The sequence below is a fragment of the Cystobacter fuscus genome (genome assembly GCF_002305875.1).
Taxonomy (GTDB): domain Bacteria; phylum Myxococcota; class Myxococcia; order Myxococcales; family Myxococcaceae; genus Cystobacter; species Cystobacter fuscus_A.
On sequence record NZ_CP022098.1, the window covers coordinates 9,480,272 to 9,497,187 of the forward strand.

Genomic DNA, 16,916 nt, shown 5'->3' on the forward strand with positions numbered 1-16,916 from the left:
GGCGCGTGCGGGAGAGACCGGTGAGGGACTGATCCGGCCCCACTTCCACGAAGAGGGAGTACCCCTCGCGCAGCAGGGTCTCGAGGCCCTCGGCGAAGCGCACGGGCTCGCGCATCTGCCGAGCCCAGTAGGAGGGATCCGTGGCCTCCTCGGCGCGGATCCACGTCCCGGTGAGGCTGGAGACATAGGGGCGCTGGGGCGGAGACAGGCGCAGTCCCGCGAGCACCTCCTGGAGCGGAGCCATGAGCGGCTCCACGGCGGCCGAGTGGAAGGCCTGGCGCGTGGGCAGGCGCATCGTGCTCACCTTCCGGCCCGCGAACTCCCGCTCCAGGGCCTCGATCTCCTCGACGGGGCCGGACACGACCCAGCGCGAGTCGCCATTGAGGGCGGCCAGCGAGAGCCCACCCACCAGGAGCGGACGCAGCACCTCCTCGGAGCAGGCCACGGCGGTCATCGCGCCCGGGGGCATGGAGGCCATCAACCGGCCGCGCGCCACCACGAGCTTCAGCGCGTCCTCCAGGGACAACACACCCGCGAAGCACGCGACGGCGTACTCGCCCAGGCTGTGTCCGAGCAGGGCATGGGGCTCGATGCCCCAGTGCATCCAGAGGTGGGCCAGCGCGTACTCCACGGAGAAGAGCGCGGGCACGGCGTAGCGGGGATCCGCGAGGGCCTCACGCGCCGGGGATTCCTGTCCGGGCGCCGGGTACAAGAGCGAGCGCAAGTCCCGGCCCAACAGGGACGCCAGCGGCTCGAGGCACGCGTCGGCGTGCTCCCGGAAGACGGGCTCGGAGACGTACAGCTCGCGCGCCATGCCCACGGACTGCGCGCCCTGGCCGGGGAACAAGAAGACCACGCGTTGCTCGCGGGCGGCCTCCAGGTGGGAAAGGCTCCGGGCCGTGGGGGGCGACTTCAACCGGGCGGCGAGCGAGGCCACGTCCTCCACGACGAGGGCGCGCCGGTGCTCGAAGCCCTTGCGACCCACGGCGCGGGTGAAGGCCAGGTCCGCGACGTCCACGCCGGGGTGGGCGTCCAGGTGGGCGGCCAGCTCACGCGTCATCGCCTCCAGGGCGGAGGGAGTGCGGGCCGAGAGCGTGACGAGCTGCCGGGAGCGGGTGCTCGGCTGCCGGGCCACGAGTGGGGCCTCGCCGAGGATGGTGTGCGCGTTGGTGCCGCCGATGCCGAAGGAGCTGACGCCCGCGAGTCGGGGCCGCTCGCCGCGCTTCCAGTCCTGGCGGCCGGTGAGGACGAAGAAGGGGCTCGCCGCGAAGTCGATGGCGGGGTTGGGGCGCTCGAAGTGGAGGCTGGGCGGGAGCTCCTCGTGGTGGAGCGCGAGCGTGGCCTTGAGCAGGCCGGCGATGCCCGCGGCGGTGTCCAGGTGCCCGATGTTCGTCTTCACCGAGCCGAGCGCGCAGAAGCGCTGGGCGTCCGTGTCGCGGCGGAAGGCGCGGGTGAGCGCGGCGATCTCTATCGGATCCCCGAGCGGCGTGCCGGTGCCGTGGGCCTCCACGTAGTCGATGTCCCCCGCGCTGGCGCCGGCATAGGCGAGCGCCTCGGAGATGACGTCGGACTGGCCCTCGACGCTGGGGGCGGTGTAGCCGACCTTGAGGTGACCATCGTTGTTGATGGCCGAGCCCTTGATGACGGCGTAGACGTGGTCCCCATCGCGCAGCGCGTCCGCGAGCGGCTTGAGGACGACGACGCCCACGCCGTTGCCGCTGATGGTGCCCTGGGCGCGCGCGTCGAAGGCGCGGCAGTGCCCGTCGGGGGAGAAGATCATCCCCTCCTGGAAGAGGTAGCCGGTGCGCTGGGGAAGGGAGATGCGCACGGCGCCGGCCAGGGCGATGTCGGACTGCCGCATCAGCAGGCTCTGGCAGGCCATGTGGACGGAGACGAGGCCGGTGGAGCAGGCGGTGTAGAGCGCCATGCTCTCGCCGCGCAGCTTGAGCTTGAAGGAGACCTTGGTGGTGGCGTTCTCGGCGGTGGTGGTGCCGAGCGCCTCGAAGAGGGCGGCGGGCTCCTTGCGCACCTGTCCGAGCAGGGACAGCACGTGGTTGGACTGGCCCACGCCGGCGTAGAGGGCGATCTTCCCCGGGAAGCGGCCGGGCTCGTACGCGGCGTCCTCGAGCGCGGCCCAGGCGCACTCCAGGAAGACGCGCTGCTGGGGATCCATCCACATCGCCTCGCGCGGGGCGATGTCGAAGAAACCGGCGTCGAAGAGGTCGGCGCCCTCGAGCACACCGCCGGCGCGCACGAAGTCCGGGTGCGAGCGCAACGCGTCCGGGACGAGCGGCGATGATTCCAGCTCGTCCTCGCGGAAGCGGGAGATGGACTCGACGCCCTGGCGCAGGTTGCTCCAGAAGGCGTGCACGTCCGAGGCACCGGGGAAGCGCCCCGCCATGCCGATGATCGCGATGTCGTTGCCGCTCCCCTCATCCATCGACTGCTGATCAGCCATTGCCTCGGTTACCTCTCGGGTTGCGGCGCTGGAGGGCCTGACGGCGGGCCTCGGCGCGATCCTGGTGGGGGGTGGAGTCGGACGGGGGTGGAGATGAAGGGCCCAGGCGCCGGGCGAGCGCGTGGACGGTGGGGTGCTCGAAGAAGTGGGTGATGGGCACGTCCTGCTTCAGCTCCTCGCGCAGCAGGGCACGGGCACGGACCACGGTGAGCGAGCTGCCGCCGAGGTCATCGAAGAAGTGCTCGTACAGGCCCACGCCCTCATGACCGAGCGCCTGGCTCCACGCGCGTGCAATGGACACCTCGAGCGGAGTGCGCGGCGCGACGAAGGAGGCGGAGCGGCCCGGAGGCTGGGGAGGCGGGAGGGCACGCGTATCCACCTTGCCATGGGGCGTGAGCGGCAGGGCCTCCAGGGGGACGAAGGCGGCGGGGAGCATGTGCTCGGGCAGACGCGAGCGAAGCCGCTCACGCACCTCGCGGCCCTCGGGGAGCGGGGAGGCGCCGGGGACGAGGTACGCCACGAGCCGGGTCTCCCCGTCCGCGCCCTTCCAGGGACGCACGAGCGCCTGCCGGGCCCCGAGCACCTCCAGGAGCGCGGCCTCGATTTCACCGGGCTCCACGCGCATGCCGCGCAGCTTCACCTGGGCATCCGCGCGGCCGAGGTACTCCAGCGCGCCATCCACCCGCCAGCGCACCACGTCGCCGGTGCGGTACAGGCGCGCGCCGGGCTCGCGGGCGAAGGGATGGGGAACGAAGCGCTCGGCGGTCAGCTCCGGCCGGCCGAGATAGCCGCGAGCCACGCCCGGGCCGCCCACGTACAGCTCACCGGCCACGCCAGGGGGCACGGGCCACAGGGCCGCGTCCAGCACGTACACCTGGGTGTTGCCCAGCGGCCCGCCGATGGGAGGAGGACGCGCCTCGTCCGCGCGGCACTCGGCCCACGAGGCGCACACCGTCACCTCGGTGGGCCCGTAGGCATTGAGGAAGCGCCGGCCCGGAGCCCACCGCGCCACCAGCTCCACCGGGCACGCCTCGCCCGCGGAGATGACGGTGCGCAGCGTCTCCAATCCCTCGAGGGGCAGCAGCGCGAGCACGGAGGGAGGCAGCGTGGCCGTGTCCACCCTCCCCTCCACCAGCGTGCGCTTGAGCCCCTCGCCCACGAGCAGCTCGCCCGCGGCGGGGAAGATCAGCGCCGCGCCCGCGGCCACCGCCATCAGGAACTCGGAGATGGACGCATCGAAGCCGAGCGGCGCGAACTGGAGCACGCGGCTGCCCTCGGCGAGCCCGAAGACGCGCCACTGGGTGTGGGCCAGGTGGAGCGCCCCCCGGTGCGTCAGCTCGACGCCCTTGGGCCTGCCGGTGCTGCCCGAGGTGTAGATGACATACGCGGCGTGCTCGGCACCGGCCGCGCTCTCCAGCGGGCCCGCCGCGTCGTCTCCGGGCTCGTCCAGCCGCAGCACGCGAACGCTCGGGGGGACCCGGCAGCGCTCGCCCAGGCCCGCGCGCGTCACCACCACGAGGGGCCGCGAGTCCTCCACCATCCACTCCAGCCGCTCGCGGGGCTGCACCGCATCCAGCGGCACGTACACGCCACCCGCGAGCTGCACGCCCCAGAAGGCCACGCCCACGTCCACGCCCCGCTCCAGCAGCACGCCCACGCGCACCTCGGGGCCCACGCCCTCGCGCCGCAGCCGGTGACCGAGCCTCCGGGCCCGAGCCTCCAGCTCGCGGTAGTCCAGCCGCTCGGCGCCGCACACCAGCGCCTCCTGGCCGGGGGAGCGCCGCGCCCGCTCCATCAACAATCCCGCGAGGTTGCCCTCGGCCACGTCCACGCGGGGACCTTCGCTCCAGGAGCCCAGCACCCGGGCGCGCTCCTCCGCGTCCAGCAACTCCGCTGCTTCCACCGGGCGCTCGGGGGACTCCACCAGACTCGCGAGCAGCGACACGAAGTGCCGGGCCATGCGCGCGGCCGTGGAGGGCTCGAAGAGGTCCGAGCAGTACTCCCACGAGCCGCCCAGCCCCTCGCCCGTCTCGGCCATCATCAGGGTGAGGTCGAACGCCGCGCCGCGAGTCGAGACCGGCAGGGACTCGAGGGTCAGGGGACCCAGACGCATGCGCGCGCCGGCCTCGCCGAGTGCGAAGGCGGAGAGCGGCCCCGGGTCTCCGGGAAGGTGGCCGCGCTGGAGGACGAACATGGCCTGGAAGAGGGGCGAGCGCCCCGGCTCACGCGAGGGCTGGAGCTGCTCGACGAGCCGGGCGAAGGGCCACTCCTGGTGCTCGAGCGCCTCCAGCACGGTGGTGCGAACCTGGGAGATGAGCTGGGCGAAGGAGAGCCCCGGCGGGAGCGAGGCGCGCAGGGCCACGGGGTTGACGAGATAGCCCACGAGCCGGGCCAGTTCCGGGCGGGCGCGGCCGGCGGTGGGCGAGCCCACGAGGAGGTCCTCCTGGCCGGTGTAGCGGCGCAGGAAGGCGAAGAAGGCCGCGAGCAGCACCATGTACGAAGTGGCGCCATGCTCCCGCGCGAGTGCCTTCACGCGCGCGGTGGTCTCCGGGCCCACGTGGAACGGGAGCGAGTCACCCCGGAAGGACTGGAGCCGGGGCCGGGGGTGATCCAGGGGAAGCGCCAGGGCGGGCAGCTCTCCGCCAAGACGGGAGCCCCAGAAAGCACGCAGAGCCTCGCCCCTCGGGCCCGCGAGCCGCGCCGAGAGAGCCTGGATCGCCGCGACGGGCTCGGGTGCACCCGGAGGCAAGACGGCGGAAGTGCCCCCCGTCTCCGCCGAGTAGAGCGCGCCCAGTTCCTCCACCATCACCGCGAGCGACCAGAAGTCGGTGACGAGGTGGTGTATCGCGAGCAGCAGCACGTGTGAGTCCGCGCCCCGGGAGAACAGCAGGACGCGCATCAACGGACCCTGGGCGAGGTCGAAGGGCCGGCGCGCCTCGGCATCGAGCCGGGCCTCCAGCGCGGACTCACTCCAGCCGGAGGCGTCCTCCACGTGGAGCACGGAGCCCGGCCACGCCACGAAGCGCTGCACGGGAGCGCCCTGCTCCTCGGGGAACACGGCGCGCAGCGAGGCATGCCGCGCCACGAGCGTCTGGAAGGCCCGCTCCAGCGCGGGGACGTCGAGGGGTGAGGAAATCCGCACCGCGCGCACCACGTGATACGCGGTGCTGTCGGGAGCCATGCGCTGGAGGAACCACAGGGCGCGCTGGCCATCGGAGAGGGGCGCGGGCGCGGCCGGGTCCACCGGGGTGACCGAAGCCTCGGCGGCGGGAGCGGAACGCGCGGAGAGGCGCGCGGCCAGCTCCCGCGTGCTCGGGCCCTGGAGCAGGAAGGTGACGGGAAGCGCGACCCCCAGGGCGGTCTCCAGACCGTTCTGCACCTCCAGGGAGCGCAGCGAGTCGAGCCCGTACCGGGTGAGGGGCTCGTCCAGCGACAGCTCTCCCGGGGCGAGGCCGAGCGCCCGGGACAAGCGCGCGGAAAGCCATGGCAACAGGAACTCGGGCGTCGAGCCCGGAGAAGGAACGGGAGCCTCCGCCTCCACCGGCTGTGTCCCCTGCCCACCGGGGGACGAGGAGTCCTCGCGCCAGGAGCCAATGACTTCCAGGGAGCCCTCGAGGAACGCGGCGCGGCTGGCGTGGCGCTGGACCTTGCCGCTCGACGTCTTCGGGAGACTTCCCGGCGTGAGGAGCACCACGGCATGGACGGCGAGCTCATGCTGTTCGGCCACGGCCTGACGGATGCGGGCGATGACCTCGCGGGAGCGCTCCGCCGCATCGCCGGAGCGGTGGGAGAACTCATGGGCGGCCACGACGCGCTCCTCACCGTCCACGGTCACGGAGAAGGCCGCGCCGCAGCCGGGGCGCAGACCTGGATCACACCGCTCGATGGTGAGCTCGAGGTCCTGGGGATAGTGATTGCGGCCCCGGATGATGAGGAGATCCTTCTGGCGGCCGGTGACGAACAGCTCACCCCCGTCGAGGACACCCAGGTCTCCAGTGCGCAGATAGGGCCCCTCGCCCGAGCCCGCGAGCCGGGCGTGGAAGGTGCGCTCGGTCTCCTCGGGCCGCTCCCAATAGCCCTGGGCCACGCTGGGGCCGCGGACCCAGATCTCTCCAACGCGGCCCGGAGCACAGGGCACGAGCGTCTGGGGATCGACGATGCGCACCTCCTGGTCGCCCAGGGACTGGCCGCAGCCGATCATCGCCACGCCCTCGGAGGAGGACACCCGGGCCTCCCCGCGCAACAGGGCATCGCGCTCGAAGTGGCGGACCACGGGGGGCTCGGCGCGCCGTCCACCGCTGACGATCAACGTGCCCTCGGCGAGCCCGTAGCAGGGATAGAAGGCCTCGCGCCGGAAGCCCGCGGGGGCGAACGCCTCGGCGAACCGATCGAGCGTCTCCTGGCGGATGGGCTCGGCGCCGCAGAAGGCGACCGACCAGCGGCTCAGGTCCAGCGCGGCGCGCTCCTCGGGAGTGCTCTTCCGCACGCACAACTCATAGGCGAAGTTGGGGCCGCCGCTGACGGTGCCACCGTGGCGGGAGACGGCCTCCAACCAGCGCAGGGGGCGCTGGAGGAAGAAGAGCGGCGACATCAGGACGGTGGGGATGTCGCGGTAGAGGGGCTGGAGGATGCCGCCGATGAGCCCCATGTCGTGGTAGGGCGGCAGCCAGATGATGCCCACGGGCTGGGGGGGCGCATCGAACCCGAGCGAGATGAGCCCCGAGTTGTGCAGCAGGTGGGCGTGGCTGAGCATCACGCCCTTGGGCGTGCCGGTGGAGCCGGAGGTGTATTGCAGGAAGGCGAGGTCCGAGGGGGACAGCCGGGGGGAGGACCAGACGTCGGAGGTGCCGGGGGCGAGGGCATCCGTGGCGAGCCAGCGCAGCGAGCGCAGATCCGGAGCCTCGCTGGTGAGGAATTCCACCATGTCCAGCAGGGGCGAGGTGGTGAGGGCGGCGGCGGGCCGGCAATCGGCCACGAGCGCCTGGAGCCGAGGCAGGGTGCGCCCCAGGCGGGTGGGGTCTGGCGGATAGGCGGGGACGGCGATGACGCCCGCGTAGAGACAGCCGAGAAACCCCAGCACGTACTCCCGGCCCGGCGGATACAAGAGCAGCGCGCGGTCTCCCGGGGCGAGGTGGCGCTGGAGCATCGCGGCGACGGCGCGAGCGCCCTCGTCCAATTCACCATAGGTGATAGGGATTTCACCCTCCTCGTCGAGGAAGGTGAAGACACGCGCGTCGGGTTGAGCGCGAGCCCGCTCCCGGAGCACATCCACCCAGGAGGGCACTTCGGACACAGCGGTGGCGAACGCGGGGGCGTCGCGCGACGGTAGACGCATTCACTCCCTTGAACAGGATCAGGGAGGCAGAAGCAAGTCGTGTCGACGCCACGGAATGGATTCAGGGAATGAGACCTTTTTTCTCATTCCCAGGGACGAATCTCGGAGCCGTCGTGACCCAGGCGCATTTGCATTTGCGGATCCTCGTCGACCCAGTCCATGCGCAGCATGTTCTCGTGCAAGCCGAAGAAGAACTCCCGGTCGAATTTGGCGAGCACCCGGTAGTAGCCGGTGCCCATGATGGTGCGCTCCTCCTCGAGGTCATCGAAGCTCCTGAGGGACAGGGGCGGCTCGCCCCTCACCGACGCGGTGGCCAGCCCGTAGCTGATGTGGAGGACGTGGATCAGCTCATGGCCGAAGGCGATGTAGAAGGGATTGGTGATGGGGCGCGAGGTGAAGCCCTTGCTCTTCGCGTCGAAGCGCGGCTGGGACTTCGCGGTCATCGTCTGGCGATCCTCGCGCATGTAGTACGGATCCACATGGAGCATGCAGTGGGAGCCGGCGCCGGGCGTCACGGTGGAGTCGCGGCTGGCCGCCATGTGGAGGGTGCACTCGGCCGCGTCCTCGTCCGCGGGGGTCACCTGGGGCGAGCCCGTGAGCTTCGTTTCGCAGAAGGATCGACCATCGGAGGTATCCGGGAGCGCCTGCGAGGACACCTTGGGGAAGATGAGCAGCCACTTGTTCTTGTGCCGGAGCGACCGGTAGAGCGCACTGAGCAGCAGGCTGCCATTGAACCTGCTCGCGAGCTTGCGGAACGTCGCGAGGATGTCGCGCTCGAAACTGGGAACACCGCGGGGAAGATGCGCGTGCGTGGCTTGTTCGGCGTACTGGATGCGCTGCTGATAGGCCTGGAGGTATTGGGTGATGCCCGCGTCCCCGCTCAGCACGGGCCACGGGCCCAGGTTGGGGAGGATGTCGTTGGTGATGACGACGTGGGTCTGGATGAACTTGCGGGCTTGCAGCAGCTCGAAGACGACGCGGCCCGGCATCCACCCGGTGAGCTTCTCGTAGCGCTGCCCCAGGGTGATGAAGGTGGCATCCGAGAAGCCCATGCGGTCCGCGGTGGCTTCCCCGAGGGCGAACATCTCCTCCAGGCTCAACTGCCGCAGCTCCCGGTCGGGAAGACCCGAGTAGAGCCCTCGGAGTTGCGCCACGTCGGGCGGAGAGGAAGACGGCTTGAGCGCGGCACGCAGTCCGACCAGGGAGGGGGGCATGGCCAGACGCTACAGGGCCGGTGTCGTGCGAGGCAATCACACCCATGCCACCAGGCCATCCCACATCAGCCGCACCGGGCTCGCGGCTCAGCGCGACAACAGGAAGAGCAGCCCGAGCACGAGCAACACCCCCAGCACCACCAGCACCACCTTGAGCACCGACACCGGGGCCTCGCCGAGCACCACCGCCGAATCCTGCCCATGCACCACCACCCGGTACACCTTGTGGCGGTAGCGATAGGCGAGCACGTAGGCGGGAAGCGCGTAGCGCCGCGTCTCCAGGTGGGAGAGCACCACCGCCACGTGCACGTTGCGGAAGCGACGGCCGGGGATGTGCTCGCGTTGGATCCGCTCGCGCGCCTCGGCCTCCACCGCCGCGAGGATCTGCCGCCTTGCCCCCGAGCGCGTCACGTCGAAGCGCTCCACCTGGGCCTCCTCGGGGCCGCGGGACGAGTCCTCCAGCCGCGCCAGGGAGTAGGCTCCGGAGAGCCGGGCGCATTCCTGCTCCGTGAGACCCCGGGACGCGGACACGAGGATGTCCTGGAAGGACAGCTCCACCTGGCCCGCGTGGGGCGCCCAGTCCGAGCGGCGGCTCTCCGCGTTCGAGTCCGCGGCCCAGCTCACCCGGGCGCCCGCGCTGAAGCCCCATGCGGGCCACCACAGGGGTTGCAGGGACTGCACCGCCGCGAGCCGCGCCAGGTCCCCGGGCCGGAAGAAGCGCTTCTGAGCCAGGAAGTGTCCGAGCGCCTCGCGGGCCGCCGCCACGTCCACGGTGAAGGGCAGGAAGGCATCGGCCTGCTCCAGGGGGTCCGTCGTCATCTCCACGTGCATCACGGACGCGCAGAAGGCGCACCGTGGGGCCTTCACCTCCGCCGAGTACTCGAGCGAGGCCCCACACGTGTCGCACCGCACCACCTTCGCCCGCACGAGCGCCGTGTCGGCCACCGGCATCCGGGCCGCGGGCACCGCCAGTCCACACAAGGGGCAGCGCAGATCGCCCACCTCCAGCGCACCGCCACACCTCGCGCACGCCGTCATCGTCCACCTCCTCGCGAGAACCACCACGCCAGGAGCAGCACCAGCGCCAGCACGGCGAGCACGGTGAGCAGCACCTTGGCCCATGACACGGGCACCTGGCCGAACACCTCGCCGGACTGCCCGTTGACGACCACGCGCACCGGGGGCGCGTCGGGGGCGTAGCGCGCCGCGAGCACCCAGACGGGCACGAGGCACACGTCCAGGGACTCCTCCTCCAGCCGCGTGTCGTGCCGCAGCTCGCGGTGTGAGTCGCCCGGCATGAAGGCAGACAGCCGGCGGCCGATCCGCTCACGCGCCTCCTCGCGCGCCTGGCGCAGGGAGTCCTCGCGTGACAGGGAGGGTTCCTCGGCCACCCAGCCCGCCACGAGCGCCGGCTCGTAGCGCGCCAGGGCCCGCAGATCGAAGGGCTCCAGCGCTTCCAGCTCCGCGTTGGGCAACCCACGGGAGGCCGTCACCAGGACGTCCAGCACGTACTCGGAGTGTTCGCCCTGGAGCGAGCGCCACTCGGTCTTCGTCACCGTGCGTGTCTTCGTCACGGTCTTGCCGTTCTCCGTGGTCGTGTACGTCTCGGTCTCCTGGTAGTTCTCGCCGATGGAGGCGCTGTAGCGCGACTCGGCGCGGGCGCTGTAGAGCCACGCGGGCGCGTACACTCCCCGGACGTCCTGGAGCGAGGCGCGCTTGAGCCCACCATGCGCCCAGGGGTGGCGAGTGCGCAGCCAGTGCTTCACCCGCTCGGCGGCGACTTCCCGGGTCAATGCGAAACCCAACGCGAAGGCTGGGACGGGCCGATCCACGCTCGCCGGGCGCTCCACCACGGAAGGAGCCACGCAATAGGGGCACACCGTGGTGAACGACTCGGCGGCCACCACCAGCTCCGCTCCGCATGACTGACAGCGCAGGTTCATTCCAGAGGTCCTCTCCGGGGCGAGGATAGCGAAGTCGTGGACGAGCCAGTGCGAACATGGGATGGAAGCGCGCCGAAAGGAGGGCCCACCATGAACGCGGAAGCACCTCGCGAGGTGAGGTTCTGGCCGTTCATGTTCGCGCTCTTCCTCGGCTCGTTCATCACGGTGCTGAGTTCCAGCTCGATCACGATCGCCATTCCCGAGATGCAGCGGCACTTCGGTGCCGAGCTCGCCCTGATGCAGTGGACGCTGACGGGATTCATGCTGGCCATGGGCACGGTGGCGCCGCTCACCGGCTATCTGGGGGACAGGTTCAGCTTCAAGTGGCTGTACCTGGCGGCGATGGGGGGCTTCCTGGTGGCGTCGCTCCTGTGCGGGTGGGCGTGGGACGCGATGTCGCTCGTGGCGTTCCGGTGCCTGCAGGGGGCGTTCAGCGGGCTCGTCATGCCCGTGACGATGACGCTCATCTACCAGGTACTTCCCCGGGAGAAGCAGGCACTGGCGATCAGCCTCTGGAGCCTGTCGGCCATGCTCGCGCCCGCCTTCGGTCCGACGCTGGCCGGAGCGTTGATCACCCTGAGCAGTTGGAGGTGGTTGTTCTTCTTCAACGTGCCGCTGTGCCTGCTGGCGCTCGTGCTGACGCAGCGGGAGGTGGCCTGGTACCGGCTGCGCGAGCCCGGCCCCTTCGACCTGCCCGGGCTGCTCACGGTCGTCATCAGCAGTCTGGCGCTGTTGATGGCCTTCAGCCGGAGCGGGACGTGGGGCTGGGGCAACCCGAAGACCCTGGGCCTGTTCGTGCTGGGGGGCGTGTCGCTGCTCGTCTTCATCGCCCGGGAGTTGAAGGTGGAGGCGCCCCTGCTCAACCTGCGGGTGCTCACCAATCGGCGCTACCTGCTGACGCTGATCGTCTCCAGCATCATCACGATCAGCCTGTACGCGGGCGTGTTCCTGCTGCCGGTGTTCCTGCAACGGATTCAAGGGAGGACGCCGCTCGACACGGGGTTGATCCTCCTGCCCGCGTCCCTGGCCATGGCGCTGCTGATGCCGCTCGTCGGACGCCTGTATGGCGTGCTCGGGCCGCGCGTGCTCATGGTGACGGGCATCTCGATGATCGGCGTGGGCACCTATGCCTTGAGCCACCTGGAGCCGGAGACCTCACGCACCTACGTGTTGCTGTGGATGCTGGTGCGCAACGTGGGCATCTCGCTGTCCACCATGCCGGCGAGCAACGCGGGAATGGAGCAGATTCCTCCCGTGCTCAGTGGCCATGCGTCCTCGCTGAGCAACTGGCTGCGCAACGTGTTCGGCTCGTTCTCGATCGCCATCTTCACCTCGCTGCTGTCCACGTTCGGCCGGATCGAGGGAGCGAAACTGGTGGAGCGGGGAGTCATGGAGGAGCCCCAGCGCATGGAAGCGCTCGCGTTCGTGGCGAGCATCAACGACGTGCACCTGGTGGCCACGATCGTGGTGCTGGCCGCGCTGCCGCTCAGCCTGATGGTGCCCCGACTCTCCCGCACATGACGGCCTCCGTGGACGCCGCGCGAGGTGACGCGGGCGGCCCGTGGGCACGGTGGCCCACGGGCGGCACCCCGAGAGAGCTTGGCTACAGCGGGCACTGCGTGTCGGTCGGCGGACTGATGACGATGGAGCTGCTGAGGGAGCAGCGCTTCACGGACCTCAACCGGATGTGGCCCGCGGCGCCTCCGCCACCACCCCCAGTTGCCTTGTCACCAGTCGCCACCGGAGTGGCATTGCCGCCAGGACCAGGCGACGCCTGGGCGCCACCTTTGCCTCCATCCCCGCCCCCATTGGAGCCGTTGCTTCCACCATTGGCCTGGCCGCCGGACGTCGTGGAACCGTCGTCAGCATTGTTGCCCTCGGACCGGTTGTTGCTGGAACGGTAGCCACTGCCCTCACCACCCCCTCCGCCATTCGCCGTCAGTTGGGAAGAAGCGTTCAGATTCAACTGATGGGCCTCGAGCAGCACCTGCCCCCCACTGCCTCCGCCCCCTCCGCCACCCACCGCACCGTCGGCGGTGTTCCGCCCTCCTCGCCCACCACCTCCGCTGGCGGAGACCTGTTTGGTGACCGTGAGGGTGCCCGCCACGGAAATCTGCACCGCGCCCCCGCCCGCGCCGCCCGCGCCGCCCACGCTGTCCTCGCCGCCGCCACCACCCGGACAACCTCCAGCCAGGGGAACGAAGACATTACCCCCCGCGCTCCCGCCATCGCCACGCGTCGCACCAGCATCCGTCCCATTGCCTCCCGCGGCACCGTTGGTCTTCCCTCCAGCGCCTCCGCCACCTGAACCCACCGAGTTACTGGACACGCCGCCCCTGCCACGCTGCTCCGGGCAGGTCTGCTGTGTACGGCCGCCCGCGCCGGGCGTCGTGCCCCTGCCATTGGCGAGAACGTTGTAGTTCAGCGTGGCGTCTCCGTAGACCGCCAGGATGACGGGGCGAGTGCCCTCGAGCCGAAGATTCGCGTTCAAGTTCAAGTTCGACAAGGCGAACAGCACCATGCCCGAGCCTTCAGGCAGTTGGATGGGTGTGGGGGGATTGCTGACGCAGGTCGCGGGAGTCCAGCTCAGCGTCGTCGAGTCGAAGGTGACATCACACGTGATGTTCAGGGGAATGATGCTCGCCGCGGGAATGGAATCCGGATCGAAGTTGCTCGGAACGTAGGGGAAGCGGCTGCACTTGCCGTCGGTGGCACGGCACACCCCATTCCCGGTGCCTCCCACCAGCGTGCACGTGGCGCTCACCTTGCTGGGGTCCGGCTCCTCGGTGCAATTGCCGAGCGCCGTACAGCCTCCAGTCACTCGGACACAGTTGCTGGAGGGCGTGCACGGAGTCGGGGCACCCTGACAAACACTCGCTCCGGTACACACATCCTGCGTGGTGCAGGCATTGCCATCGTCGCACGAAGCTTGCTGGCACCTGGAGTCCTGGCAGCCGGACAAACCATTGCAGTCGGAGTCCACGGAGGCACTGCACCGCTCGGCGGCGCCCGGATACACCGTGTTGTCCCCGTCATCGCAGTCCGTCCCCGCCACGCCCTCTTCCCGCGCGATGAAGGAGTCGCCGTCATCGTCCTTCGCCCGCAGCGTCGCCTCGAAGGGGAGGATGTCACCCAGGGGGACCTGGATGGGCTCGGAGGTGGAGTACGTCTCGATCAAGGTGCCAGAACACCCCGCGTCCGTGGAGCCATCGAAGGAGGACACCTCCAGCGACAGTTGCCGTTCCCACTCGGCTTTACGGAACACCGCGACCAGGACCTGCCTCGCCTCCGGAGCCTTGAACTGGTTCTGGAGGATGTCCGTCTGCTCCATATGCCCCTGGGAGTCCCTGGCCACCACGCGCAGACACGCCGGCCGGTAGGAGCCGTACTTCACCGTGACCCGTACGGCCCCCTCGGGGGGTCCCTTCTCGCTGCACGCAACGGAGGCCAGGAGCAGTCCCAATATCCAGAGTCGACGCATGCCGCGAGATTACCGGGCCTGGGCGCACGTCGTCAGGGAGAGATGGGTCCGGAGAAGGAAACACGGCGAGGCGAGCCACCCCTCTCGGAGTGGCTCGCCTCACGAAATGGACAACGAGTGACGAGGGCACACGCGCGGAGACAAACTACAGCGGGCACTGCGTGTCGGTCGCCGGGCTGATGGAGTTGGCGTTGCTGATGGAGCAGGACTTCACGGACCTCAGCCGGATGTGGCCCGCGGCACCGCCGCCTCCTCCGCCTCCGCCACTGGAGCCGGCGACCGACAGGCCCGCGTCGCCAGCACCAGGAGGTCCGTTGCGAGAGCCCCCGGCTCCTCCATCTCCACCCGAGGTTGAATCATCACGTCCACCAGCAGCCTGGTTCGCCGAATCCACGAGACCATCCCCTCCCGCTCTGCCATTGCTCCTGGTGCCGCCGGAGAGAAAACCACCGCCCTCGCCCCCCGCTCCTCCATTCGCCGTCAGCCGACTCGAGTTGCCGATATTGAGTTGGTGGGCCTCGAGCAACACCTGACCTCCACTGCCTCCTCCTCCTGCTCCTCCGACCTTACCATCGGCGGTGCCCTGCCCGCCGCGCCCGCCACCTCCACTGGCGGAGACCCGTTGGTTGACCGTGAGGGTGCCCGCCACCGAAATCTGCACCGCGCCCCCTCCGGCGCCCCCCTTGCCCGCCTCGACGTCACCTCCTCCAGACCCTCCCGAACAACCGCCCTCGAGAGGCACGAAGACATTCCCCCCCGCGCTCCCGCCCTCGCCACGATCCGAGCCAGCAGCCGTCCCATTGCCTCCCGCGGCACCGGCGGTTCCCCCTCCAGCGCCTCCGCCACCTCCTCCCACCGAGCCACTGAACACGCCCCCCCGGCCACGCCGTACCGTGCAGGCCTGCTCCAAGCTGCCGCCCGCGCCGGGCACCGTGCCCCTGCCATTGGCGAGGATGTGGTTGTTCAGCGTGGCATCTCCGTAGACCGCCAGGATGACGGGGCGAGTGCCCTCGAGCCGAAGACTCGCGTTCAAATTCAAGTTCGACAAGGCGAGCAGCACCATGCCGGAGCCTTGAGACAACTCGATGGGAGTGGGCGGATTGCTGACGCAGGTCGCGGGATTCCAGCTCAAGTCCTCCGAGTTGAAGGTCACATCACACGTGATGTTCAGGGGAATGATGCTCGCAGAGGGGACGGTATCCGGATCGAAGTTGCTCGGAATGTAGGGGAAGCGGCTGCACTTGCCGTCGGTGGCACGGCACACCCCATTCGTGCCCCCCTCGAGCGTGCACGTGGTACTCACCTTGGCGGGATCCGGCTCCTCGATGCAATTGCCGAGCGCCGTACAGCCCGACTTCACGCGGAAACAGATGCTGGAGGGCGTGCACGGGGTCTGGGTGCCCTGACAGACCCCTGATCCATTGCACACATCTCCCGTGGTGCAGGCCTGGTTGTCATCACAGCTCATGGAGGCCTGCTTGGGGGCATAGTCGCAATTGCCGGTGGTGTCATTGCACACACCCGCCTCGAGACAGGTATTCGTTGGTGCGGCGCACTGCTTGCGAGTGACGACGCACTGTCCTGTCTCCTGGGAGCAAGCGGCCCCCAGGACGCAGGCCCCGGCGGGCGTCTCGCACTGCACCGCCTGGCCCTTGCACTGCGCCGACACTCCCGAGCCCTCACACCGGTCGCCCGTGGTGCAAGGATTGTCATCATCACACGCCGACTGCTGGCACCTGGAGTCCTGGCAGCCCTTGAAGCCGTTGCAGTCGTAGTCCACCGCGACGCTGCACCGCTCGGCGGCCCCGGGGTGCACCTCGGCGCTCTTGTCGTCGCAGTCCAGCCCCATCACTCCCTCTTCGCGCGCGGCGAAGGAGTCCCCGTCATCGTCCTTCGCCCGCAGCGTCGCCTCGTAGGTGGCGAAGTCCCCCGGGGGCACCGGGATGGGCGGCGAGGAGTGCTGCTCCACCACGTTGCCGGAGCACGCCTCTCCCTCGGAGTTATCGAAGGAGGACACCTCCAGCGTCAGCTCCCGACTCCACTCGGCCTTGCGGAACACCCCGACGAGGATCTTCCTCCCATCCGGATCCTTGAAATTGTCCTGGAGGATTTCCGTCCGGCCCTCCTGCCCCTGGGCGTCCTTGGCCACCACGCGCAGACACTCGGGCCGGTAGGAGCCATAATTCACCGTGACCCGCACGGCCCCCTCGGGAGGAGCCTTCTCGCGGCACGCAACGGACGTCAAGAGCAGTCCCAATATCCAGAGTCGACGCATGCCGCGAGATTACCGGGCCCCCACGCTCCTCGTCGGGGGAAGATGAGCCCGCGGACCCGAGCGCGGCAACGAATGTCCTACACACGGCGAAGCGGATATTGCGCGCCGCGAGGACCCTGGTGTAGCTCCGCGTTTTCACCCGGACGCATCTGGCATGAACTCGCACCAGGGGGCACGTCACGTGGAGAGCCACTTCGACCCACCCACGGT

At 69.9% G+C, this 16,916-nt stretch carries 8 protein-coding genes (1 of these 8 cut by a window edge); 1 reads left to right on the forward strand and 7 read right to left on the reverse strand.

Annotated features, from left to right (window positions below):
- From CYFUS_RS38315 to CYFUS_RS38335, 5 genes are all read right to left on the reverse strand, one after another.
- A protein-coding gene (locus tag CYFUS_RS38315) for a hybrid non-ribosomal peptide synthetase/type I polyketide synthase (RefSeq protein WP_095989706.1) crosses the window boundary here: on the reverse strand, positions 1-2,458 show its beginning. The gene continues 8,945 nt to the left of window position 1, outside the view; the window shows 2,458 of its 11,403 coding nt (coding positions 1-2,458); its start codon is at positions 2,456-2,458; the stop codon falls past the left edge of the window.
- Positions 2,451-7,793, reverse strand: coding sequence for a non-ribosomal peptide synthetase (locus CYFUS_RS38320; RefSeq protein WP_095989707.1), 5,343 nt, complete (start codon positions 7,791-7,793; stop codon positions 2,451-2,453). The genes CYFUS_RS38315 and CYFUS_RS38320 overlap by 8 nt, the downstream gene beginning before the upstream one ends.
- A gap of 83 nt (positions 7,794-7,876) precedes the next feature.
- Entirely contained in the window at positions 7,877-9,007 is a 1,131-nt protein-coding gene (locus tag CYFUS_RS38325; protein WP_095989708.1) for a hypothetical protein, read from the reverse strand.
- An 87-nt stretch (positions 9,008-9,094) separates the two neighbouring features.
- Positions 9,095-10,045: a hypothetical protein gene (locus CYFUS_RS38330; RefSeq protein ID WP_095989709.1), complete on the reverse strand. Its 951-nt coding sequence runs from the start codon at positions 10,043-10,045 to the stop codon at positions 9,095-9,097.
- On the reverse strand, positions 10,042-10,950 hold the full coding sequence (locus CYFUS_RS38335) for a hypothetical protein (protein ID WP_095989710.1): 909 nt from the start codon (positions 10,948-10,950) through the stop codon (positions 10,042-10,044). The genes CYFUS_RS38330 and CYFUS_RS38335 overlap by 4 nt, the downstream gene beginning before the upstream one ends.
- Positions 10,951-11,040: 90 nt before the next feature.
- Between CYFUS_RS38335 and CYFUS_RS38340 the strand changes: the two genes are divergently transcribed.
- Positions 11,041-12,471: an MDR family MFS transporter gene (locus tag CYFUS_RS38340; protein ID WP_095989711.1), complete on the forward strand. Its 1,431-nt coding sequence runs from the start codon at positions 11,041-11,043 to the stop codon at positions 12,469-12,471.
- 82 nt (positions 12,472-12,553) lie between these two features.
- On the opposite strand, the gene CYFUS_RS38345 is transcribed toward CYFUS_RS38340, so the two are convergent.
- A complete protein-coding gene (locus CYFUS_RS38345) occupies positions 12,554-14,431 on the reverse strand; it encodes a putative metal-binding motif-containing protein (RefSeq protein WP_095989712.1) in 1,878 nt (625 codons plus the stop codon).
- 145 nt (positions 14,432-14,576) lie between these two features.
- Positions 14,577-16,706, reverse strand: coding sequence for a putative metal-binding motif-containing protein (locus CYFUS_RS54135; RefSeq protein ID WP_095989713.1), 2,130 nt, complete (start codon positions 16,704-16,706; stop codon positions 14,577-14,579).
- Positions 16,707-16,916: the final 210 nt, after the last annotated feature.

Bases quoted from the DNA above. Each gene is read 5' to 3' on its own strand.
- CYFUS_RS38320 (WP_095989707.1), bottom strand. From the start codon at position 7,793: ATGCGTCTACCGTCGCGCGACGCCCCCGCGTTCGCCACCGCTGTGTCC.
- CYFUS_RS38325 (WP_095989708.1), bottom strand. From the start codon at position 9,007: ATGCCCCCCTCCCTGGTCGGACTGCGTGCCGCGCTCAAGCCGTCTTCC.
- CYFUS_RS38330 (WP_095989709.1), bottom strand. From the start codon at position 10,045: ATGACGGCGTGCGCGAGGTGTGGCGGTGCGCTGGAGGTGGGCGATCTG.
- CYFUS_RS38335 (WP_095989710.1), bottom strand. From the start codon at position 10,950: ATGAACCTGCGCTGTCAGTCATGCGGAGCGGAGCTGGTGGTGGCCGCC.
- CYFUS_RS38340 (WP_095989711.1), top strand. From the start codon at position 11,041: ATGAACGCGGAAGCACCTCGCGAGGTGAGGTTCTGGCCGTTCATGTTC.
- CYFUS_RS38345 (WP_095989712.1), bottom strand. From the start codon at position 14,431: ATGCGTCGACTCTGGATATTGGGACTGCTCCTGGCCTCCGTTGCGTGC.
- CYFUS_RS54135 (WP_095989713.1), bottom strand. From the start codon at position 16,706: ATGCGTCGACTCTGGATATTGGGACTGCTCTTGACGTCCGTTGCGTGC.